The 21,001-nt window shown below is 48.5% G+C and carries 21 protein-coding genes; 17 read left to right on the plus strand and 4 right to left on the minus strand.

Annotated features, from left to right (window positions below; all coding sequences use genetic code 11):
* Both LX69_RS15495 and LX69_RS15500 read right to left on the minus strand, forming a co-directional pair.
* On the minus strand, window positions 1-259 hold a 259-nt coding region (locus LX69_RS15495; protein WP_185741723.1), incomplete at its 3' end, for a transposase.
* Between the two features lie 181 nt (window positions 260-440).
* On the minus strand, window positions 441-662 hold the full coding sequence (locus tag LX69_RS15500) for a Nif11-like leader peptide family natural product precursor (protein WP_111446955.1): 222 nt from the start codon (window positions 660-662) through the stop codon (window positions 441-443).
* A 323-nt stretch (window positions 663-985) separates the two neighbouring features.
* Between LX69_RS15500 and LX69_RS15505 the strand changes: the two genes are divergently transcribed.
* From LX69_RS15505 to LX69_RS15525, 5 genes are all read left to right on the plus strand, one after another.
* Window positions 986-1,546: an RNA polymerase sigma-70 factor gene (locus tag LX69_RS15505; protein ID WP_111446956.1), complete on the plus strand. Its 561-nt coding sequence runs from the start codon at window positions 986-988 to the stop codon at window positions 1,544-1,546.
* Between the two features lie 18 nt (window positions 1,547-1,564).
* A complete protein-coding gene (locus LX69_RS15510) occupies window positions 1,565-2,593 on the plus strand; it encodes a FecR family protein (protein ID WP_111446957.1) in 1,029 nt (342 codons plus the stop codon).
* 93 nt (window positions 2,594-2,686) lie between these two features.
* Window positions 2,687-2,965 carry a hypothetical protein gene (locus LX69_RS15515; RefSeq protein ID WP_111446958.1) on the plus strand — a complete coding sequence of 93 codons (279 nt, stop codon included), beginning with the start codon at window positions 2,687-2,689 and terminating at the stop codon, window positions 2,963-2,965.
* A gap of 173 nt (window positions 2,966-3,138) precedes the next feature.
* Window positions 3,139-3,483 (plus strand): type II toxin-antitoxin system HigB family toxin, encoded by a 345-nt coding sequence (locus tag LX69_RS15520; RefSeq protein ID WP_111446959.1) that lies wholly within the window; start codon window positions 3,139-3,141, stop codon window positions 3,481-3,483.
* 10 nt (window positions 3,484-3,493) lie between these two features.
* The gene (locus tag LX69_RS15525; protein ID WP_111446960.1) at window positions 3,494-4,045 is read left to right on the plus strand and encodes a helix-turn-helix domain-containing protein; all 552 of its coding nucleotides are present in this window, start codon (window positions 3,494-3,496) and stop codon (window positions 4,043-4,045) included.
* Window position 4,046: 1 nt separating this feature from the next.
* On the opposite strand, the gene dinB is transcribed toward LX69_RS15525, so the two are convergent.
* On the minus strand, window positions 4,047-5,135 hold the full coding sequence (gene dinB, locus LX69_RS15530) for a DNA polymerase IV (RefSeq protein ID WP_111446961.1): 1,089 nt from the start codon (window positions 5,133-5,135) through the stop codon (window positions 4,047-4,049).
* 85 nt (window positions 5,136-5,220) lie between these two features.
* Between dinB and mnmD the strand changes: the two genes are divergently transcribed.
* The 6 genes from mnmD (at window position 5,221) to LX69_RS15560 (ending at window position 9,188) form a co-directional block, all read left to right on the plus strand.
* Window positions 5,221-5,877, plus strand: a complete 657-nt coding sequence (gene mnmD / locus LX69_RS15535; protein ID WP_111446962.1) for a tRNA (5-methylaminomethyl-2-thiouridine)(34)-methyltransferase MnmD — start codon at window positions 5,221-5,223, stop codon at window positions 5,875-5,877.
* A gap of 71 nt (window positions 5,878-5,948) precedes the next feature.
* Entirely contained in the window at window positions 5,949-6,533 is a 585-nt protein-coding gene (locus tag LX69_RS15540) for an FKBP-type peptidyl-prolyl cis-trans isomerase (RefSeq protein WP_111446963.1), read from the plus strand.
* A gap of 18 nt (window positions 6,534-6,551) precedes the next feature.
* A complete protein-coding gene (locus LX69_RS15545; RefSeq protein WP_111446964.1) occupies window positions 6,552-7,367 on the plus strand; it encodes an FKBP-type peptidyl-prolyl cis-trans isomerase in 816 nt (271 codons plus the stop codon).
* Between the two features lie 17 nt (window positions 7,368-7,384).
* Window positions 7,385-8,206, plus strand: a complete 822-nt coding sequence (locus tag LX69_RS18280; protein WP_317046410.1) for an FKBP-type peptidyl-prolyl cis-trans isomerase — start codon at window positions 7,385-7,387, stop codon at window positions 8,204-8,206.
* Window positions 8,207-8,342: 136 nt separating this feature from the next.
* Window positions 8,343-8,801, plus strand: coding sequence for a peptidylprolyl isomerase (locus LX69_RS15555; RefSeq protein ID WP_111446965.1), 459 nt, complete (start codon window positions 8,343-8,345; stop codon window positions 8,799-8,801).
* Window positions 8,802-8,813: 12 nt separating this feature from the next.
* Window positions 8,814-9,188, plus strand: coding sequence for a DUF3127 domain-containing protein (locus tag LX69_RS15560; RefSeq protein ID WP_111446966.1), 375 nt, complete (start codon window positions 8,814-8,816; stop codon window positions 9,186-9,188).
* Between the two features lie 123 nt (window positions 9,189-9,311).
* Here LX69_RS15560 and LX69_RS15565 read toward each other — a convergent pair whose 3' ends face one another.
* The gene (locus LX69_RS15565) at window positions 9,312-13,589 is read right to left on the minus strand and encodes an ATP-binding protein (RefSeq protein WP_170124426.1); all 4,278 of its coding nucleotides are present in this window, start codon (window positions 13,587-13,589) and stop codon (window positions 9,312-9,314) included.
* A gap of 218 nt (window positions 13,590-13,807) precedes the next feature.
* On the opposite strand from LX69_RS15565, the gene LX69_RS15570 reads away from it, so the two are divergent.
* The 6 genes from LX69_RS15570 to LX69_RS15595 all read left to right on the plus strand — a co-directional run bounded on the left by LX69_RS15570 (window position 13,808) and on the right by LX69_RS15595 (window position 20,976).
* Complete coding sequence (locus LX69_RS15570; RefSeq protein ID WP_111446968.1) at window positions 13,808-15,334, plus strand: glycoside hydrolase family 10 protein; 1,527 nt, start codon at window positions 13,808-13,810, stop codon at window positions 15,332-15,334.
* A gap of 19 nt (window positions 15,335-15,353) precedes the next feature.
* Window positions 15,354-16,073: an SDR family oxidoreductase gene (locus LX69_RS15575; RefSeq protein ID WP_111446969.1), complete on the plus strand. Its 720-nt coding sequence runs from the start codon at window positions 15,354-15,356 to the stop codon at window positions 16,071-16,073.
* 50 nt (window positions 16,074-16,123) lie between these two features.
* Complete coding sequence (locus tag LX69_RS15580) at window positions 16,124-16,480, plus strand: dihydroneopterin aldolase (protein ID WP_111446970.1); 357 nt, start codon at window positions 16,124-16,126, stop codon at window positions 16,478-16,480.
* Entirely contained in the window at window positions 16,473-16,850 is a 378-nt protein-coding gene (folK, locus tag LX69_RS15585; RefSeq protein ID WP_111446971.1) for a 2-amino-4-hydroxy-6-hydroxymethyldihydropteridine diphosphokinase, read from the plus strand. The genes LX69_RS15580 and folK overlap by 8 nt, the downstream gene beginning before the upstream one ends.
* 113 nt (window positions 16,851-16,963) lie before the next feature.
* Entirely contained in the window at window positions 16,964-18,847 is a 1,884-nt protein-coding gene (locus LX69_RS15590) for a methyl-accepting chemotaxis protein (protein ID WP_111446972.1), read from the plus strand.
* Window positions 18,848-19,239: 392 nt separating this feature from the next.
* Window positions 19,240-20,976: a DEAD/DEAH box helicase gene (locus LX69_RS15595; RefSeq protein WP_111446973.1), complete on the plus strand. Its 1,737-nt coding sequence runs from the start codon at window positions 19,240-19,242 to the stop codon at window positions 20,974-20,976.
* The last annotated feature ends 25 nt before the right edge of the window (window positions 20,977-21,001 follow it).

Here is a 21,001-nt window from a genome sequence, read left to right on the forward strand (position 1 = left end):
TATTGTTTCTGTCTCGAGGGGTTGTTAATTCAAACTCTCCGGTAGAGCTTTTTACTGTTTTGGTCGTAAGCCCATTTCGCTTGTTTCCGCCCTCATGTTTAAGGTGTTGTTCAAGCTCTAGGGCCAATGCCTTTTCTAAAAAATGCTTGATCAGAGGGGTGAAAACACCGTTCTCACCCATGAAATTCTTTTTCTCATAAAGTCCCTTGATCGCTTCCCGTTCAAAGTCTTCGTAACTGAAATCTGGTTTGTCTTTCATTGTCTGCAAAATTAATATTTATATATTGCAGACACAGTTCCATGAATAGTCTCGGTCACCCCCCCATGAAAGGGGATTGAAGGGGGGATGCGGGGCCATATCCCCGTCACAAACCAAAAGCAACCGACACCCTGCCGCTTGCGCACAGGGACATCGGTTGCCGGGGTCGAAAAACAAACCTTCACTTCAACCAAATGCTCTTTTTAGGCGGGTTGCCGTATGAGTCGAACGAGTCGCAATTCTCGCGCAACACCTGCTTGAGTTCATCCACCGTAAAGTCGAAACCATCGACCTTGGCCAGTTCTACAAATTCTTCCATGGTAAAGATGTTGTCGTACTTAATGCGAAACATCTTATCGCTGCCCCCCTTGGTGAGCAAATCTTCAACATGTTGCTTTGACATAGCGCTTCGTTTTTAATCGTTTTCTGACCCTAAAACTATCAAATCAAAACATCAACACCACACAATTACACGTTTAGAAACACCAAAGAGGTGATTTGATTTCATTTCACAATCTCAGAGTGTCGATTCATATCAAATTAAAAGCAACACCGCCATCACCGTCACCACCTGCCATCATGAATGCGCCACACAACACTTTTTTTTGGCACCGAAGGCAGAAGGAATTACCAGATTAACTATTTTTAACAACCCAAAACCATCATCCTGCGACCAACCGGATAAGGGAATGGCGCATCACCGTTGTCTCATCAAAAAACAAACCCATGTCACACCCCACGGCAGCCACCGACAGCGACTTGTTTGCCCGTATCGCCCACGACGACAGTCTGGCGTTTCAACAGGTTTTCCGCCAGCACTACAAGCGGCTGGTGCTGGTGGCCATGCGCTACCTCACCGACCGCGACCAGTCGGAAAACATCGTGCAGCAGGTGTTTGTCAAATTTTGGGAGCAACGCAAACAACTGCAAGTACGTTCGGTGGAGGCCTATCTGCTGGTATCGGTGCGCAACAGCTGCCACAACGAAATCAAACACATGCAAACGGTTCGAAAATACGAGCATCAGCCCCCCGACACACCCTGGGAGGAGCCGCCCGAACTGCCCGACCCGCATCTGATGGACAAAATTTACCAGGCCATTGAGGCCATGCCCGAACAACGCAAAAAAATATTTAAGATGAACCGCCTCGATGGCATGAAATACAAAGAAATTGCCCAAGCCCTGCAACTCTCCCCCAAAACGGTGGAGGTGCAAATCGGCAAAGCCCTCAAACACCTGCGCGAAACGCTGGCTTATCTCAAATCGTCGCCTTACTTCGAAAACTAACCTGCAAATCAAACGACCATGTCAACAACAAATAACCACATCAACTGGGAACTCATTGCCCGGTACATGTCGGGCGAAGCCGAGGCCGACGAACGTCAGCAGGTGGAAACCCTGGCCAATGCCGACCCCATGGTGGCGCAACTCATCACCGACACCCGCCTGGGCTGGGACATTGCCGGCGATGCCCTCAACACGGCCGACATACAAACCGATGCTGCCCTGCAAAAAGTCATGGCTCAGATCAGCCTCCCGGCAACCGAGCAACGCACCAATGAAGCTGATCTCCTGATGCGCCGCCTGCGCCTGCACCAGCGCGTGGTGGCAGCCCTGGCAGCCACCCTGGCGTTGCTCATCGGCTGGGGAAGCATGCACATGTGGCTGGCACAACCTCAGCCCGTTCAATACCTGCAAACCATGGCTGTCAACGCCCCGGTAAACGACCTGCAACTGCTGGACGGCAGCAGCGTGTCGCTCAACAACGGCAGCACCCTCACCTATCCCGAAACCTTCGACGGGAACACCCGCAGCGTGAAACTTACGGGCGAAGCCTATTTTAAGGTCGCCCCCGATAAAGCAAAACCCTTCATCATTGATGCCGGCCAAATAAACGTGACCGTGCTGGGCACCTCGTTCAACGTGATGGCCTACCCCGACGACCACCAAATGACCGTAGTTGTGGACGAAGGTCTGGTGGAAGTCAATGCCAACCACGAACGCGTGCGCCTGCCCAAAGGCTACACAGCCATCCTGAACACGCAAACCGGCCAGCTCGAGAAAACCCTCAACCCCGACATCAACTACCTGGCCTGGAAAACCGGCGTGCTCACCTTTGAGGAAACGCCACTGCACGAAGTGTTTGCCACACTCAGCCGCACCTATCGCGTGCAGGTGAATGCCATCAATGATGAAATAAACAACCTTCAATTTACAGCAACCTTCCGTCAGGCCTCGCCCGACAAAGTGGTGCAGGTGATATGCAAAACCTTTGGATTTAACTATGCCATCAACGATGGGGAATACACCATCACGTCAGCAACCAATCATTAATGCCAAAAATTTCAATGGCATTCACCATCTAATTTTCACTACATTTGCAACCAAATGCCTAAGGGCATTTAGAAACAACTAACAACAAATGTTATGGCATCTATCAAAGAATTGAAAAAAGACATCGATTTTCTGGCATCAGAACTGATTTCGGAATGCTACTTCAGAATGATGATGATTGAAAACGCAGATAATAGCGCATTGGCTGCTACCGTTAGCAAAGCCTTGAACTTCCGCAATGAGTTCATCAACCGTGCCAACCACCCCGACGGCAAAGAAAACGCCAAAGTGGTGAAAGCCTATTACCGCAACCTGCGCAAAGACTTACTGACGCAGTTCTCAGAAATGGCTGAGGGATTGGCGCGCCAGTAAACAAACAAAGGACATGACACCACAAAGCCGGACAGAAATTGTCCGGCTTTGTCGCTTAACACAGGCACAACACGATCTGTCAGGACATTCGAAGAGACATTCAACCACAAAAAAGTTCTAACCACACCCGAACAAAATCCTTATCTTTGCATAACACCTAACCCTGAAACATCTTGAGAGTAATCAACAAACACATCTTAATCAAGATTATTCAAAAAAACAAAGGCAACACGCGGTTAATCCAATCCATTGAGCAGCTCATCAACGACATTGAACAAAGTCATTGGAAAAACCCGGCAGAACTCACCGCCAATCGTCCGGATGCCGATTGTGTGTATGGCGGAGAATTCTACTTTTTTAATATCCACATACACCGAGCCATGATATTAATTGAGTTTACCGACAATGGCGAAGCCACCATTGTATGGGCCGGCAACCATGATGATTATGAAAAGACATTTAAAAACAATCGAAACGTGATAAAAAAGTGGTTAAGCAACCATCACTGGATTCAATAAATCAGCCATCATGAAAGAGATTCACAACATCAAAGAAATTGCTTGCATCGAAAGGCTTGAAAACGAATATGACCTACAAAAGGCTTCACTCCTGGAACGCAAACTAAGGTTAATGAGCGATGAAAACCCTCACCTGAAGCCTTTACGCAACAAACTTCGTGATTTAATTAAAGATTACGAAGACCGCCATTGGTCAGACCTCGATAACATCAGCGATTCACAAATTAAAGAGTCCGATACAGCAAATGTGTTGATCGAAAACGAAACGGTTTTTATCCAAAAAAGAAAAGAGACAATTCGTACGAAGCTAAAAGCACACAATATGACACAACAGGATTTGGGCACAATCTTAGGCCATCCCAAATCCTACATGAGTGAGTTAATGAACGGTGTTTCGCAGTTTTCGCTAAAAGATTTGGTCATCATCCATCGCATTTTGGGAATTCACTTAAATCATCTAATCCCAACCTTCCTGCAACCGGAGACGCGCGAAAAAGTCAACTCATCCATCAACAAATTAAACAATCCCAAAATCAAATTGAAAAATACCGAAACGGTATAAATTAAACATCCTCCCCCACTTCCGGAAACCGAATGGTGAGCTGGATGGCCTGAGGCACCTGCTCACCTTCAAAATTGGAAACCGTGAGCCCCAGCAGGCGCACAGACTGAGTGAGATCGACCTGCTCGAGCAGCTCGTAGGCCAACTTTTGAATGGTCTCGCGCCGGTCGATGCCCACGGCAAGGGTGCGCGAGCGGGTCACCTGCTCAAAATTGTGATACTTCACCTTGAGCGTGAGCGTGCGCCCGGTTTTCCCCACTTCCAACACCCGCTCCCACAAGCCCTCAATCAGCAGATTGACCTCCACCACCACAGCCTCGAGTCGGGTCAAGTCACGCTCAAAGGTGTTTTCGATGCCCACCGACTTGCGCTCGCGGTGCGGTTCTACGGGACGGTCGTCAATCCCACGGGCAATCTGAAAAAAATAGGCGCCCGACTTGCCAAAATGACGCACCAGAAAAGGGAGCGACATCTGCTGCAAATCGCGCCCGTTAAAAATGCCCAACTCGTGCATCCGCTCGGCCGTTTTGGTGCCCACGCCGTAAAAATCGCCAATGGGCAACCGGGCAATGAAGTCATCCACCTCATCGGGCGCAATCACACACAGCCCGTTGGGCTTTTGATAACCCGATGCCACCTTGGCCAGGAATTTATTCACACTTACCCCGGCCGAAGCTGTTAAGCCGGTGGTTTGCCAAATGCGATGCTTAACTTCTTGTGCAATGATGGTGGCCGAGGGAAGGTTGTACTTGTTTTGCGTAACATCCAAATAAGCTTCATCGATGGAAAGCGGTTCCACGAGATCGGTAAAATCGTGAAAGATGTCCATGATTTGTGCCGAGATGCGATGATAAACCTCAAAACGGGGCGGCATAAAAATCAACCCGGGACATTTGCGTATGGCCGTCACCGATGGCATGGCCGAATGAACGCCAAACTTACGAGCCTCGTAACTGGCTGCGGCCACCACCCCGCGTGCTTCGCCACGCCCCACGGCCACCGGCTTGCCCCGAAGCGAGGGATGGTCGCGCTGCTCGATGGAGGCAAAAAAAGCGTCCATATCCACGTGTATGATTTTGCGAAGCTCCATGAGTGCAATGATAACAATTCAGCAGAAAGATTGCACGCATCCGGAGCACTCTTCCTATTTTTGCGCTGCAAACAGTACTACCATCATGAACCAAATCAAAACAGAACTCATTGTCAGCGAAGACGGTTCGCACACCCTTTATGTACCGGAACTCGACGAACATTACCACTCGGTACATGGCGCCATTCGCGAATCGGAACATGTGTACATCAAGGCCGGCCTTCTCCATATCAACCGCCCTACAGTCAACATCCTTGAAATAGGCTTTGGCACCGGCCTCAACGCCTTGCTCACCAGGGTGCATGCTCATGATAAACACATCCGTTACCAAACGGTTGAGAAGTACCCCATCAACAACCATCTGGCCGAAAAAATCAACTATGGCACCACGCTTGGCCAACCCGAATTCTTTAAAGCATTACACGCATCGGACTGGAACCAATGGCAACCCCTTACCCCCAACTTTGAACTCTTGAAATGGGAAGGCGATTTTAGAGACCTGACCCCCCAAGCCCCCATCGATCTGGTTTATTTTGATGCTTTTGGCCCCGACAAACACCCCGACTTGTGGTGCAATGAAGTGTTCAATAAAATCAACCAACTGATGACGCCCGGCGCCACACTGGTAACCTATTGCGCCAAAGGCTCGGTGCGACGCATGCTCAATACCTGTGACTTTGAAACAGAACGGCTTCCCGGACCTCCTCACAAACGGGAAATGCTGCGTGCCACAAAAAAATAGTACCATTTGCAGACCTAAAAAAAATGTATATTCGCAAGTCTTTTTCAAGAAATATTCTTCAAACATCATAAATGGAAAAAATTAGCTATTCACTGGGCTTGAGCGTTGCCCAAAACTTGCGCTCATCGGGAATTAAAGATTTAAACGAGGCGGCATTCAGCCGTGGAATCAGCCACGGACTGGCCCAACAAGGCATGGAAATGACTCCCGATGAAGCTAATGCGTTATTGGGAGCTTTCTTCCAAAACCTTCAACAAGAACAAATGAACCAAAACATCGCTGCCGGGAAACAGTTTCTCGAAGCCAACGCCAAAAACGAAGGCGTGGTAACACTGGCCAGCGGATTGCAATATCAAATCATCACCGAAGGCAACGGCTCGAAGCCTCAGGCGACCGACCGCGTTCGCTGCCATTATCATGGAACGCTCATCAACGGCGATGTTTTCGACAGTTCCGTATTGCGCGGACAACCGGCCGTGTTCCCCGTTAACGGTGTAATTGCCGGCTGGATTGAAGCCCTGCAACTGATGCCCGTGGGTTCTAAATGGAAACTCTTTATCCCATCAGAATTGGCCTATGGCGAACGAGGTGCCGGCGATCAAATCGGCCCCCACACCACCCTCATTTTTGAGGTTGAACTATTGGGCATTGAATAACCCCACAAAACCATCATTATGACCACAAAAAAAACAACCCTATTGGTCGGAACACTTGCCATTGCAGGCCTCTGCCTGGCACAGGTTCCCAAAAAAGCGCTTCCAAAACTCACCAACCAAACCGACAGCGTGAGTTACGCGCTGGGGTTCCTTGAAGCACAACAATACCTGCAACAGTTTTCGCACGATGGATTCCCGTTCGACACCCTCAACGTGAGCCTGCTGGCCAAATCGTTTGCCAAATCAAATGTACAAGAAAGCTATGTGAAGTATCGCAAAGAGCAATTCGACACACTGAGCATTGCCATTTACAAGCAGGGTTTCATCAACCAACTGACGTATAACGGCAACGGCATCTTCACCGACTCCATTGCCGACAATGTGTTGCGTAATAAGTTCAACGCAGTACGCCAGCGAGCCGAGGAAGCCAAACAAAAAGAATTGGCTCAATTTGCCGAAAATGAAAAGGCTTTTTTAGCGCAAAATAAACTTCGCGATGGAGTGCACACAACGCCTTCGGGACTTCAGTACGAGATCATCAAAGCCGGTGAAGGCTCCATTCCATCAATGGATAGTAATGTAAAATGCCACTACATCGGCACCCTCACCAACGGGACTGTTTTTGACAGCTCCATTGAGCGAGGCGAACCCATCGATTTCAACCTCAACAGCGTCATCAAAGGGTGGACCGAAGCTTTGCAGATGATGCCCGTGGGTTCAAAATGGAAGCTCTTTATCCCTTCGGAATTGGGATATGGCGACCGGGGAGCCGGCGACGTTATTCCGCCTCACTCTACACTTGTTTTTGAATTAGAATTATTACAAATCAATTAATGTTATAACCAATAAAAATGAAAAAAAGAACCATTCTTTGTGCCGCTGCAGCTGCAGCCATTGGCATGAGCTCTTGTACCAAAGTGCCCGGTACAGGCAAGCCTGATCTGAAAAACAACATCGACAGCTTTAGCTACGCATTGGGCTTCATGGAAGCTGACCAATTTGTAAAACAATTCAGTGGCGAACGCTCAACTTTCGACACCATTGATTTCAAATCGTTTGCCAGCTCGTTTGCAAAATCAAAACTGAGCGAAGAATATTTGAAATTCCGCAAGCAACAGTTCGACACCATCAACGAAGCAGCCTACATGCAAGGCTTCCTCAACACATTGGCAACTAGCAACAACGGGGTATTCAACGAACAGTCGGCCGATGCCATTCTGAACACACAGTTTACTTCAGTTCGCGCCAAAAAAGATGCCGAAGCAAAAGCCCTTGCTGATGAGAACCTCAAAAAAGGACAAGCCTTTTTAGAAGAAAACAAAACCAAAGAAGGCGTGATCACCCTCGAGTCGGGGTTACAATACCAAATCATCACAGCAGGTAACGGCCCAAAACCCACCACTGCCGACCAGGTAAAATGCCACTATCACGGCACCTTGATCGACGGCACTGTGTTCGACAGCTCGGTAGATCGTGGCGAACCCGCTACTTTTGCGGTAACCGGCGTGATCAAAGGCTGGACAGAGGCGTTACAACTCATGCCTGTTGGCTCTAAATGGAAACTATTTATCCCTGCCGAACTGGCTTACGGCGAACAAGCACGTGGAGAGAAACTCCCGGGCAACTCAGCCCTCATTTTCGAAATCGAATTACTCGAAATTGTGAAAAAATAAGACGCAATAAACTGCGCCACACAAACCATCTCCACATCCGGAGATGGTTTTTTTATGCTTGTCCCACTCATGTTTTGTTGGTGAAATGGGGAGCTTTTCCTAACTTGCAAACCTTATTTCTATTAAACATCCATTAATGAAAACTGCTGAAATACACACCTCTAAAGGGGTGATGAAAGTGAAGTTTTACGAGGCCGATGCGCCTAAAACAGTTGAAAACTTCGTGAAACTGGCCAACGAAGGCTTTTACAACGGCCTGGCCTTTCACCGCGTCATTCCCGATTTCGTGATACAGGGAGGATGCCCCTTTTCGCGCGACATGAGCGATCGCCGCGTGGGTACCGGCGGCCCCGGCTATTCTATCGACTGCGAACTGAATGGTGAAAACCAATACCACGATCGTGGGGTATTGTCGATGGCTCACGCAGGACGCAACACAGGCGGTTCACAGTTCTTCATCTGCCACGGCCGCACCAACACCAAACACCTCGACCGTCAACACACCTGTTTTGGCAAAGTTTACGAAGGTGAAGATGTGATTGACGCCATCCGTGCCGGCGATGTGATTGAAAAAATTGTCATTATTGAAGCCTAATACCATCCAACTATGAGTTACGACATCAAAGGTCAATTACTTCTGACCGAAGCCACACAAGAAGTGACGGCCACCTTCAAGAAACGCGAATTTGTAATAGAAGTGGCCAACGAGCGCAACAGCGCTTACAACGATTTCATCAAATTTCAGCTCACGCAGGACCGTTGCGCCATCATTGACGCCTTTAAACCCGGGCAAATGCTCAAAGTGAGCTTTGACATCCGCGGCCGTAAATGGGAAAAAGATGGACGCACCAGCTATTTCACCAGCCTGGAAGCCTGGCGTATCGAGGGCATTGACACACCCGCTGCCAGCAACGAACCATTGCCTCAATATCAGGAAACACAAATCCCACCCGCTGAAGAAGGTGACGATTTACCTTTCTGATGAAAATACACAACCACAAAAAACCCCGCCACGACAATGTCGTGGCGGGGTTTTTATTTTATCACATCTATAACTTTAAAACTCATCTTTGTATTTGACGATTACAACGCTTATAAGCAGCTACTATTCAATCTTCAAATACTTACTGTGTTTCAGTTCATGCAATAACTCATCGAGCTCGTTGGCCATTTTTTCAAACAACTCCATAAAACCGGGATCATCGTTTTTATAAGCCTGCTCGGTCAAAATCGCCAAGTTATACAATTCACTGGCACTAATAGTACCGCTGATGCCCTTAAAAGTATGAAGCATCCGATGGGTTGTTTCATGATCACCCGCAGCCAATGACTCCTTCACTCGCTGGATAAAATTGAGATGATCGGCATAAAAACGCACCAACAAGCGATCATAAAAATCCCAACGATTTACCAACCTCTTTAACCCTTCAGCAATATTTAACCCCTTAATGACAGGAATCGACGAAGCCGTCTGCAAGGGTTTCTCGCCATTCAACTCGTCAGTGGCAATCGACTCATCCGCTTCAATTTCGGGCAGATAAAGCAAAATGGTTTCATATATCTCCTCCGGATTCACGGGCTTAGAAATCATATCATCCATGCCGGAGGCCAGACATTTTTCGCGGGTTCCCTCAATGGCCTCAGCCGTCATGGCCACCACCGGCAAGCTGTCGTACCCGGGCATAGCACGAATGGCGCGTGTGGCCGCATAACCATCGAGCACGGGCATCTGAATATCCATAAACACAAGACTGTAACGCTCAAGTGCTCCAGGTTGACGAAGTATATCAATGGCTATTTGTCCATTATCGGCCACATCGACAGCCACACCGGCTATTTCGAGCAACTCCACCCCAATCTGTTGATTGGTTTCATTGTCTTCGACCAATAACACCCGCACATCCTTACGATTGCGCAACTCATTCAATGCCGACACCTGACGTTTCTGACGGTTCAACTCTTTTAACCCCACCTGTCCGGTTGCTTTGAGCAACTTATTAAACAAACGGGTATAAACAAAAGGCTTATACACCACCGACTTGACCTGAAGTCGATCAATTTCGGCCAGCACATCTTCACCACCAAATGCTGACACCAGAGCCACAACGGGCATCTCCCGGGTTTTCAAATGCTGCACCACCTCGGCAAACAAGTCACCCCCCATCGACTCCCGATCGACCATCACCACAGCAAAATGCTGTTGTTGCGTTGCCGTTATCACCTGCCGGGCATCACGTACCAGATGAAACTCATAATCGAACTCAGACAACATACGGCACAACACGGCTCCTTGCAACGGGCAATCGGTGCAAACCAGTACCGTCGCCCCATTGCCACTCACCAATTGATGAATTTGATCTTTCTTTTGCTTTTTTTGTGAAGTGAGTTTCACCGTAAAAAAGAAGGTACTCCCCTTGCCAGAAACACTCTCTACCCATATATCGCCCCCCATCAGGCGAGTGAGACGTTTGCAAATGGAAAGACCCAAACCGGTTCCACCATACTGACGGGTGGTCGAGATATCGGCCTGACTAAAGGTGTCAAACAAGTTCGCCTTTTGCTCATCACTGATTCCGATGCCAGTATCGCGAACGCCAAACAGCAATTGATAATCGTTATCGGTCAGCGATTGTACTTCAACGGTCACCATCACATGTCCCTTTTGCGTGAACTTTACCGCATTATTAACAAGATTAATCAAAATCTGCCCCAAACGTAAAGGATCGCCCACCAGGCTCAAAGGCACATCCGACCGAATGTCGTAAATCAAATCAAGCCCCTTTTCGGCTGCTTTATAGGAAACAATGCCGGCCAAATCTTCAAACACCGCCTCCAAATCGAAAGCAATGGTTTCGATGCCTAACTTACCGGCCTCAATCTTACTAAAATCAAGAATGTCGTTGATGATGCCCAACAACGAGTTGGATGATGACTGAATTTTACGCAGGTAATCGGCCTGACGGGCATCGGGATTTTTATTGAGTGCCAGATGCGTCCATCCCACGATTGCATTGATGGGGGTTCGAATTTCGTGGCTCATGCGCGCTAAAAATTCACTTTTGGCACTGGTGGCAGCCTCAGCCGCATCTTTGGCCTCGACCAGCAAAGCCGCATCCTGGTCTTTGGCCACCGCAATGCCCACAGTATCGGCAAAAGCCTTAAAAATTGCACGCTGAGAATCCCCAAAAAGAGCATTTCCTTTTCGGTTTCCAAACCCTATGAACCCCCAAAATCCCTGTTGCACAAACACTGGCACCAACAAAATACTTTCGACCATCATCCATTTAAACAGATGCTGCTCATCGTCGGGAAATGCAGAACGCAACCCCACCACCTGATTGCCACCCGAGAGGGTAAAATACCACCCGGGCGCCAACTTACGATAAGAGAGGTTTTGCAACCCGCCACGATGGATGGGATCGATATGACCACGCTCCCATTCCGTGAGATGCGAAAAGAGGGCTTCTCCCTTTTCGGAGACACTATTGCGAAAGATAAACGCCGAATCGACCCCGGCATTTTGGCCAATAATACGCAAAGCCCGCGACACGGCCACCTCCATATCGGCATGACCAATCAACTCACGCACCGCACCGGCCACCCCTTCGAGGATGCGATCGCGACGGAACACCTCAGCCATTACCTCTTTTTGTTGCGAAACATCCACCATCACGCCCTGCACCAACAGGTTGTCACCCGACGGATCGTTCAAAAAGGCGCCCTTCTCGTGCAACCATCGTTCGTAGCCCCGATTGTCGATGATTCGATACTCAGCTTCGTACTGCCCCCCCGACAGCTGGGCTGCTAAAAGCGTTTTACGGAGCCCATCCCGGTCGTCGGCCACCACCAAATCCATGAAATGGCGTTTGCCGTCTATAAGCAATTGCTCGTTGTATCCGGTAATCTGCTCAAAGCCATCACTGAGAAACAACATGGTACGCGGCCCATCGAGACGTCCCTTGAACACAATCCCTGGCACACTCTGCACCATGTTACTAAAGGTCTCACGACTCTCGGCCAACTCCTTATGAGCCTCGCGCAAAAGCGAAATATCTGTAGACAGCGAACAGACCGACATGATTTCGCCATTGGAATCAAAAATGGGAAACTTATTGGTCAAATAAATGAATCGTTGCTTGTTAAAGACAAACTCATTCTCGAATTGAATGGCACGGCGGGCGTCAATCACTTGTTGATCGGACTGAGCAAAAAGGGTCACCAAAGACTCATCAAACAAATCGTCATCCTTTTTCCCAATCACCTCGCCCAAGCTTTTTTGGAATGTTCGAAGCCAGTTTTCGTTGGCCAGGGTATAAAAACCATCCACGGTTTTAACCGAGATAAGCGAAGAGTTGTTTCGGATGATGTCCTCAAGAAAATTACGACTTTCGGTAAGCTGTACTTCGGCAAGTTCACGTTCTTCTTCATCCTTCCGAATTTGACGGGTAAACAAGAAAGCCAGCAACCCACTGCTGATAACGCCCAACAAAACTAAAAACACCACCAGGCTCACCACCCGGGCACGCAACACATCGATGTCATTCATGTAAAGATTCTTGGCATTCTCACCATAATCTTCGATGCGCTGAGCCATGGCCAACAATTTGTTTTCGACCAGGAATTGCCGCTCGCGGGCATTGATTAAACCATCTTGGGCTTCGCGATAGCGCAACAGATGAAACTGCACCAATCGAAACATCTCACTGACAGCCGGATGCATGGAGGCATGATTCAACCCTCGCGAAAAATCGCTCATTTTTTGCATGATGACATCCAGCGAGTCGCGCGAAGAACGAGGCAGTTGTTTCTTTGCCCCCGCCTGATCAATCATCCCCAGCTGATAGAGATGAGCCATGATGGTTTTAGAAGCGTGAAGAATGTTCTGCTTTTCATCGACCGACAGCACACGCATTTGCCAAACATGGTTTCCAAAAAGAAGCGTATCAACAGCCGTCATGATATTCTCAACATCGTTGCGGTAGCGCATCTTAACGCCTTCAAGACGGGCATACTCGTGAATCAAACGGGTGTAATCGTCCATCAAAACAGGAATGGGCTTGAGGTTTTCAATTAAGCGACTGCTGCCGTTTTGCTTTTGAATATCGCGAATGGATGTCTCGATGGACGTGGTGAGACTGTCGATGGTCACAAACGAAAGCGCCGGATTGGTCAACAACCGAATGCTTTTTTCATTGATACGAACCTGATAAATATGTGAAAGCAAGTTATTAACCTCATCAGACGACTCCATAAGGTTGTTGATGCGTCGTACCGACTGCACGCTCATCATTCCCACAAAAATGAGAATCAACAAATTGACTGCAAAGCCAATCAAAACCTTTCGGCGTACCGACCGCAGCCGAAAGTTTCGTGTAATGGACATACGTGACATGCTTTTTTTTTACGAATAATGCTTTCACACAAGAGATTTGCGCGACCAATCTTACAACAACAATTAACTGAAAATGTAATTTTTTTACCCTTTAAATATCGCAGAAAATATTGGAACCAATAAAAGAAAATTGAAAGGAATGGATTAGGGCAACAAAAAACTGCTTTTTTAACTAATTTGCGGGCAGAATCAAACACGCTGCAATCCTTATGAGACGGCACCCAATGACCATTCGTTTCGCCATTCGAGTGCTGCTGATTACCATGTTGGCAATCATCCGCCCCGCCTATGCCCAATATTCACCCAAATATGAGATGCGGGGTCTGTGGGTAGCCACAGTCAAAAACATCGACTGGCCATCGAAACCGGGCTTGCCGGTTGAAGAGCAAAAGAAAGAAGCCATCCGCATCCTCGACAAGGCGCAAAGTTTGAACTTCAATGCCATTTTCTTACAGGTTCGACCCACCTCCGATGCATTTTACCAATCGTCGTTTGAACCTTGGTCCATTTACCTGACCGGCACATCGGGCAAGACGCCACAGCCTTTTTACGACCCCCTGGCTTTTTGGATTGAACAAGCGCATGCTCGCCAACTTGAACTTCATGCCTGGATCAACCCATACAGGGCTAACATGTCGGTGAACGAACCCATGTCGCCGACACATCCGGTAAACCAAAACCCCAAATGGTTTGTGACCTACAACGGACGCCACCAATACGATCCGGGCATCCCTTCGTGCCGCCGACACATCGTAAACGTGGTTCGCGAACTGGTTCAAAACTACAACCTCGACGGCATTCACATGGATGATTATTTTTATCCATATCCCAAAGAAGGTGAGACATTTGCCGACACCATGTCATTCCGCCTTTACAACCCAAAGAACTACCTGCCCTTCCAGAAAAACGACTGGCGACGTGAGAATGTTGACACCACCATTGCCATGCTCTCGCAGGTGATTCGACAAACCAAACCACACATCTCGTTTGGCATCAGTCCGTTTGGAGTGTGGCGCAACCGCAGTGACGACCCCAACGGCTCCGACACCAGAGCCGGCATTACCAACTACGACCACCTGCATGCCGACATCATAAAATGGCTCAAGGAAAACTGGATAGATTATGTCGCACCCCAAATTTACTGGGATCAAAACCACAAATCGGCCGGATTTAACACGCTCATCCATTGGTGGGCGGCCAATTCATGTCAGAAACCGCTGTTTGTAGGGCATGCATTGTACCGGCTCAACAAAGAAGCAGCCCCATGGGACACCCCTAAAGAATTGCTTTCGCAAATCAACATCTCCCGAAACACGCAAGGCGTATCGGGCAGCATCCACTTCAGTGCCAATCACCTGTTTCGTGAACTTAAAGGCTTTCAGGACTCGCTAATCATCGGGCAATATAAACACAAGGCGTTGGTTCCGGCCATGACAGCCATCCAACCACCCCAATCGGATCCGGTGGAACTCAAACGCATGTGGCAAGGCGTGAAGTGGGACACCCCCACAGACATTGACCACAACACCCGTTTTGTGATTTATGCTTACAAGGCCACATCGCAAGACCCCCTCAACAACGGCGCCAACATCGTAGGCATCACGCGCGAACGACAAATAAGCCTCAAAGACCTGAAACTTCCCCCCGGGATTTGGTACATGAAGGTGTCCATGCTCAACCGATCCAATCAGGAATGGGGTACCAGCCTGCCGCTTCGTCTGATGGTGCGCCAATAACCCCCCAAAAAAAATCACCATGCCACACTCATCAGCCCTGGTCACCGGCAGCAGCAAACGCATTGGTCGTGAAATCGCCATTCATCTGGCTCAAATTGGTTATCATGTGGCACTGCACTGTCATCATTCGACAGATGATGCCCTGGCTCTCTCACAACAACTCACTGTGCTGCATCCCCAACAGATGTTCCCGGTGGTCTGCCACAACCTGGAACATTGGGAAATGGCAGGTACCATATTTTCGCAATTGCCTCCCGAAATGCCTCACGTGCAATTACTGGTCAACAATGCCAGCCTTTTTGAGCCGGGCACGCTCAGCCACACCCCCCCTGAGCAATTGCTTCGCAACCATGCCATCAATTTTTTCGCCCCCTTAGAACTGATGCGTGCCTTCGAGAAACAAACCCCACAAGGGCACATCATCAACATACTGGACACTCAGATTTGCCGCAACACCTCCACACATGCTGCCTACCTGCTGGCCAAAAAATCATTGATGCACCTCACACAAATGGCAGCATTGGAATGGGCTCCCCGCATCCGCGTCAATGCCATTGCACCAGGACCGGTACTACCGGCTACCGATGGACTGCCCAACCGATTCGAAAGCGTGATTAAGCAAAGCCCCATGCAGCAAGCTGTATCTATCGAAACATTACTAAACGGCATCGACTTTCTCAACAGTGCCCCACAAATAACAGGACAAATCATTTACGCAGATTCAGGCAGTCACTTATAAACAAATGTGTGTCCAATGGTGTTATTCCTTCACATTCAACACCTCACACCATGGGCACCTTGCACATCAAAAAACTACGACTTCGAGCCTACATCGGCTTTAACGACCACGAGACAGACAAACTACAAGATGTCATCATCAGCTACAAAATAGATTACGACTCGCGCGAGGCCGCCATCAGTGACAATCCGGCACTGGCACTCGACTACAAAGCCATCAATAAAAACATCATTGCCTTGGTGGACGAAAAAAGGTTTAAACTTCTGGAAGCCCTCACACACAGCATTGCCAGCGTGATTATGACCTACAGCCAGGTTAAAACGACAACCGTTGACGTGGAAAAGCCAAACGCCTTGCGCTTTACCGACAATGTCATCTTCACCCTCACACTGACACGCGATGCTTAACCGGATCATCATCTCCATCGGATCCAACATCGACGCGCACACGCACATTGATGCGGCCATTAATTTGTTGGCTAAACACATGCAAGTAGAGAAAATGGCACCACGATTGGTGACCGCTCCTATCGGAGGAATCCCCCAACCCGACTTTGTGAATACAGCCGTCAGCGGCACGACCTACGAGTCGTTTAACGAACTCAACAAAAACCTTAAACAAATTGAAAATCAAATGGGACGCGACCGAAGTCGCCCTAAATTTGGCCCCCGCGAAATAGACCTCGACATATTAGAATGGAACGATAAAATTGTAGATGACGATTTCACGGAACGAGATTTCTTACAAAAAATATACATCCACCTGAAAAATAAGTAACCTAAGAATAGTATATTGCGTTTAATTTTGAATGAAAGGCTTGAAAACACGCTGCTTTTCGACTTTCAAAGCCAATCGTTCGACAACCACCGACACACTAAACCTCTCGCAATATGTTATTCAAAACTAAATTAAATGACCTACCTATTTCCATCCGTCTGAATGTGTTACTAGGCGGATTTGTCACCTTAATGATTGCAGCACTGGCCGTTTACTCCTATCAAACACATCGCGACCGCATCAACCGTTCCGAGCAACAACTGGCCAACAACCGCATTAATACGCTGGCATCGATTGTTGAACACGAAGTAAACACCAACATCAAACACTTGGAACGATCCATTGCTGTGGCCTGGCAGCAACTTGACAACACGGGAACACTCAAGGAAAACAACTCACGAACGACACCCCTCATCATCACTGACCAACAGACCAATGCCCAATCGACCATTGAACTCCCCGAATGGAAACTGGGCAATCAAACACTGTTGCACAACAACACGCTGGTGGATGAAATCAACCGCCTGACTCACGCCTCGGCCACTGTCTTTCAAAAAACAGCACACGGCTTTGTGCGCATCGCCACCACCGTGAGTAGAAGTGACGGCAGCCGAGCCACGGATACCTACATCAATTACGACTCCCCCGTGGCACAATCCGTCAACAGTGGAACACGTTTTAATGGACGTGCCATTGTGATGAATCAATGGTATCGTACCATTTACGACCCCATTTATGTGGATGGCGAAGTAAAAGGCATGTTATACATTGGCGTTCCGGAGAAGGATCTGTCGTCACTACAAAAATTGATGACTGAATTTGGGGCTGACGGTTCACAACCGTTTATCCTTGACCAGGCAGGCAATTTGATTCTGTCAGGAACTCAGCAGGACATTCAACCTTTGATCGCAGAAGTGAACCGACTGACCGGCAACGAAGCCCGCCGCGACACAATATCAAACAACGGGAACTGGCTCTACTTCAAATCCATGCCGGAGGTTGGATTGAAAATCGCCATCCGCTCGGACGTGAACAGCATCAACAAAGAACTACGTTCGCTTTTGCTCAAAATTCTACTGAGCGTGTTCATTGCCATCCCCGCATTTATCGTATTACTGACACTGCTGAATCGAGGCATCATACAGGGAATTCAACAAGCCACCGTATTTGCGGCAGAAGTGGCTCAGGGACAGCTCACCGGACACATTGCCATGAAACGCCAAGACGAAGTGGGACAACTGGCTCAATCGCTTGATAACATGGTGGTAAAACTGCGTGATATTGTGACCAACGTTTCGGGAAATGCCGACGCGGTGGTCAACTTGGGAGGACAACTCAATTCTGCCTCGTTGCAAATGTCTGAGGGAGCAAACGTGCAAGCCTCAGCCGCCGAAGAGGTCTCTTCGTCGATGCAGGAAATGGCGGCCAACATCATGCAAAACTCCGACAACGCCCAATCGACAGGCCACAGCGTTGCACAGGTGGTGAAAGCCGTTGACGAAAGTGCACGATTAACGGTAGATGCTGCCGAGATCATGGAAGATGTCAGCCGAAAGGCCTCCGTCATTGGCGACATCGCCCGCCAAACCAACATACTGGCTCTAAATGCGGCCGTAGAGGCAGCGCGGGCAGGCGATGCAGGTCGCGGGTTTGCCGTAGTGGCCGCCGAAGTGCGCAAATTGGCTGAACGCAGCCGAATGGACGCCGAAACCATTGCCGAAGCCATTGCCCGCGGCACCACCCTCACACAACAAGCCGGCGAGCATCTCACCCAGATACTACCGGCATTAAACACCAGCAACCATAAGGTACAAGAAATTGTGGCTGCCGGACAGGAACAAGCCATTGGCGCCGATCAGGTAAACTCAGCATTGGTGGAACTGAACCGCATCACCCAGCAAAACGCGGCCATCTCAGAAGAAGTGGCATCGGGCACCACTGACATGAACCATATTGCCATTGAATTGAAACAAACCATCGGCTTTTTCAAAATTTAAAATAGCCATGAAAATGGTCCTATCAACAAAAACATGGAATTTACTCAACAAAAACAATGAGTTGATGTAAAAACAAAAACACCAGAGAGCCCAATCCGTACAAAATTCGGTGTCGGATTTGACTCGTCCGATATTGCCACTCATATGATCAAGAAAAAACTGCCGGACGCACATTCCGGCAGTTTTTGTTTTACACAACTCACAACCAAAAGATTGGCCAGACACACTCTTTTCATCTTCATGCCATACATTCGTCGTTCAGAATGATTTATATCCAAAAAATTGAACTAAATTTGCGGCTCAAAATAAAAGAAACCGCAACGTAGCGGCCGGCATACAACCATGAATGGAACCCCAGAGAATGTGCTGTAAGCTGAAAAAGACAAAAAAGTATGACGACATTTAAAGAAACTGGGCTGAGTCCGGAAGTATTAAAAGCCATTGACGAATTAGGCTTCATCACCCCCACCCCCATTCAGGTTCAAACCATCCCCACCCTGTTAAAATCAGAAAAAGACCTGGTTGCACTGGCACAAACAGGAACCGGCAAAACCGCCGCATTTGGTCTGCCCATCATTGACCAGGTGCAAATAGGCGAAGCCACCGTACAGGCACTTATTTTGTGTCCCACCCGTGAGCTTTGCCTTCAAATATCTGAAGATCTCAAACGCTTTTCAAAATACCGCAGAGGCTTGGATGTCCAAGCTGTTTATGGCGGCACGGAAATCCGCAACCAAATCAAAGCCATCAAAGGCGGCTGTCAGGTGATTGCCGGCACCCCGGGTCGTGTCAATGACCTGATTAACCGCAACATCCTCAAGCTCGACAACATCAAATGGCTGGTTTTAGATGAAGCCGATGAAATGCTCAACATGGGCTTTAAAGAAGAGTTAGATGCCATCATTGGCAGCACCCCACAGGGACGCCAAACACTGCTTTTCTCGGCCACCATGTCGCCCGAAATCTCGGGTATGGCTAACCGATACATGCACAACCGTGACGAAATCAGCGTGGGTTCAAAGAACTCGGGTTCAAAAAACATCACCCACAGCTATTTCATGGTACATGCACGTGACCGTTACGACGCACTGAAACGATTGGCTGATATCTATCCCGGCATCTACGGCATTGTATTTTGCCGTACCCGCCAGGAAACCAAAGACATTGCTGAGAAACTCATCTCAGATGGCTATAACGCCGAAGCCCTGCACGGTGACCTCTCACAGGTGCAGCGCGACAACGTGATGGCACGCTTCAAATCGCGTCACCTTCAGATTTTGGTGGCAACCGATGTGGCAGCCAGGGGGATTGACGTGAATGAACTGACACATGTGATTAACTATAACCTTCCCGACGACCCAGAAGTGTACATCCACCGAAGTGGGCGTACCGGACGCGCAGGACGTAAAGGCGAATCCATTGCCATTATACACACCAAAGAAAAAGGAAAACTACAGTCAATTGAACGACTGGGAAAAATATCATTTGAACACCGTCAGGTTCCCAATGGCCCTGAAATTTGCCAAAAGCAGTTGCTCCACTTTATCGAAAAAGTAGAACAAACCGAGGTGAATCAGGATCAAATCAGCCCATTGATGGACGAAGTATATGCCAAATTGGCTAATATTGACCGCGACGAACTGATCAAACGCTTTGTCACAGCAGAGTTCAACACCTTGCTGGATTACTACAATGACTCACCCGACTTGAACGTCCGCAAAGAAGACGGACGCAATGAACGCAAGGGCGGCAAAGGCTACACCCGCATGTTTATCAACCTGGGGAAAGCGAGCAACTTTAATCCACCGTCACTCTTCAATCTTATTGAAAGCTACACCGGCAAACGAGGCATTGATTTGGGACGCATTGAAGTGTTAAGAAATTTCTCATTCTTTGAAATCGCCCCGGAGTGGGTGACCCCAATCGTAAATGCCCTCAACAATCAGACATACAATGGCGAGCGTCTGTTGGTAGAACCGGCAGCAAGCAAAGGAGAAGATGAACGTCCCGCACGTGCCAAGGGCGAAAAACGCTTTGGCTCCAAGTTCTCGGGTAAAAAAGAGTATCAAAAAGATTTTAAAAGAGACTTTAAAAGCGACAAAAAACCGCGCTCCTTTAAACGCAAATAATCATCACAAAGCTGTCCTCACCGAC

This window comes from Breznakibacter xylanolyticus (assembly GCF_003254275.1).
Classification (GTDB): Bacteria; Bacteroidota; Bacteroidia; order Bacteroidales; family Marinilabiliaceae; genus Breznakibacter; species Breznakibacter xylanolyticus.

What these genes read in the sequence shown, in the direction of transcription:
- LX69_RS15500 (WP_111446955.1), bottom strand. Translation starts at nt 662, where the DNA reads ATGTCAAAGCAACATGTTGAAGATTTGCTCACCAAGGGGGGCAGCGAT.
- LX69_RS15505 (WP_111446956.1), top strand. Translation starts at nt 986, where the DNA reads ATGTCACACCCCACGGCAGCCACCGACAGCGACTTGTTTGCCCGTATC.
- LX69_RS15510 (WP_111446957.1), top strand. Translation starts at nt 1,565, where the DNA reads ATGTCAACAACAAATAACCACATCAACTGGGAACTCATTGCCCGGTAC.
- LX69_RS15515 (WP_111446958.1), top strand. Translation starts at nt 2,687, where the DNA reads ATGGCATCTATCAAAGAATTGAAAAAAGACATCGATTTTCTGGCATCA.
- LX69_RS15525 (WP_111446960.1), top strand. Translation starts at nt 3,494, where the DNA reads ATGAAAGAGATTCACAACATCAAAGAAATTGCTTGCATCGAAAGGCTT.
- dinB (WP_111446961.1), bottom strand. Translation starts at nt 5,135, where the DNA reads ATGGAGCTTCGCAAAATCATACACGTGGATATGGACGCTTTTTTTGCC.
- mnmD (WP_111446962.1), top strand. Translation starts at nt 5,221, where the DNA reads ATGAACCAAATCAAAACAGAACTCATTGTCAGCGAAGACGGTTCGCAC.
- LX69_RS15540 (WP_111446963.1), top strand. Translation starts at nt 5,949, where the DNA reads ATGGAAAAAATTAGCTATTCACTGGGCTTGAGCGTTGCCCAAAACTTG.
- LX69_RS15545 (WP_111446964.1), top strand. Translation starts at nt 6,552, where the DNA reads ATGACCACAAAAAAAACAACCCTATTGGTCGGAACACTTGCCATTGCA.
- LX69_RS18280 (WP_317046410.1), top strand. Translation starts at nt 7,385, where the DNA reads ATGAAAAAAAGAACCATTCTTTGTGCCGCTGCAGCTGCAGCCATTGGC.
- LX69_RS15555 (WP_111446965.1), top strand. Translation starts at nt 8,343, where the DNA reads ATGAAAACTGCTGAAATACACACCTCTAAAGGGGTGATGAAAGTGAAG.
- LX69_RS15560 (WP_111446966.1), top strand. Translation starts at nt 8,814, where the DNA reads ATGAGTTACGACATCAAAGGTCAATTACTTCTGACCGAAGCCACACAA.
- LX69_RS15565 (WP_170124426.1), bottom strand. Translation starts at nt 13,589, where the DNA reads ATGTCCATTACACGAAACTTTCGGCTGCGGTCGGTACGCCGAAAGGTT.
- LX69_RS15570 (WP_111446968.1), top strand. Translation starts at nt 13,808, where the DNA reads ATGAGACGGCACCCAATGACCATTCGTTTCGCCATTCGAGTGCTGCTG.
- LX69_RS15575 (WP_111446969.1), top strand. Translation starts at nt 15,354, where the DNA reads ATGCCACACTCATCAGCCCTGGTCACCGGCAGCAGCAAACGCATTGGT.
- LX69_RS15580 (WP_111446970.1), top strand. Translation starts at nt 16,124, where the DNA reads ATGGGCACCTTGCACATCAAAAAACTACGACTTCGAGCCTACATCGGC.
- folK (WP_111446971.1), top strand. Translation starts at nt 16,473, where the DNA reads ATGCTTAACCGGATCATCATCTCCATCGGATCCAACATCGACGCGCAC.
- LX69_RS15590 (WP_111446972.1), top strand. Translation starts at nt 16,964, where the DNA reads ATGTTATTCAAAACTAAATTAAATGACCTACCTATTTCCATCCGTCTG.
- LX69_RS15595 (WP_111446973.1), top strand. Translation starts at nt 19,240, where the DNA reads ATGACGACATTTAAAGAAACTGGGCTGAGTCCGGAAGTATTAAAAGCC.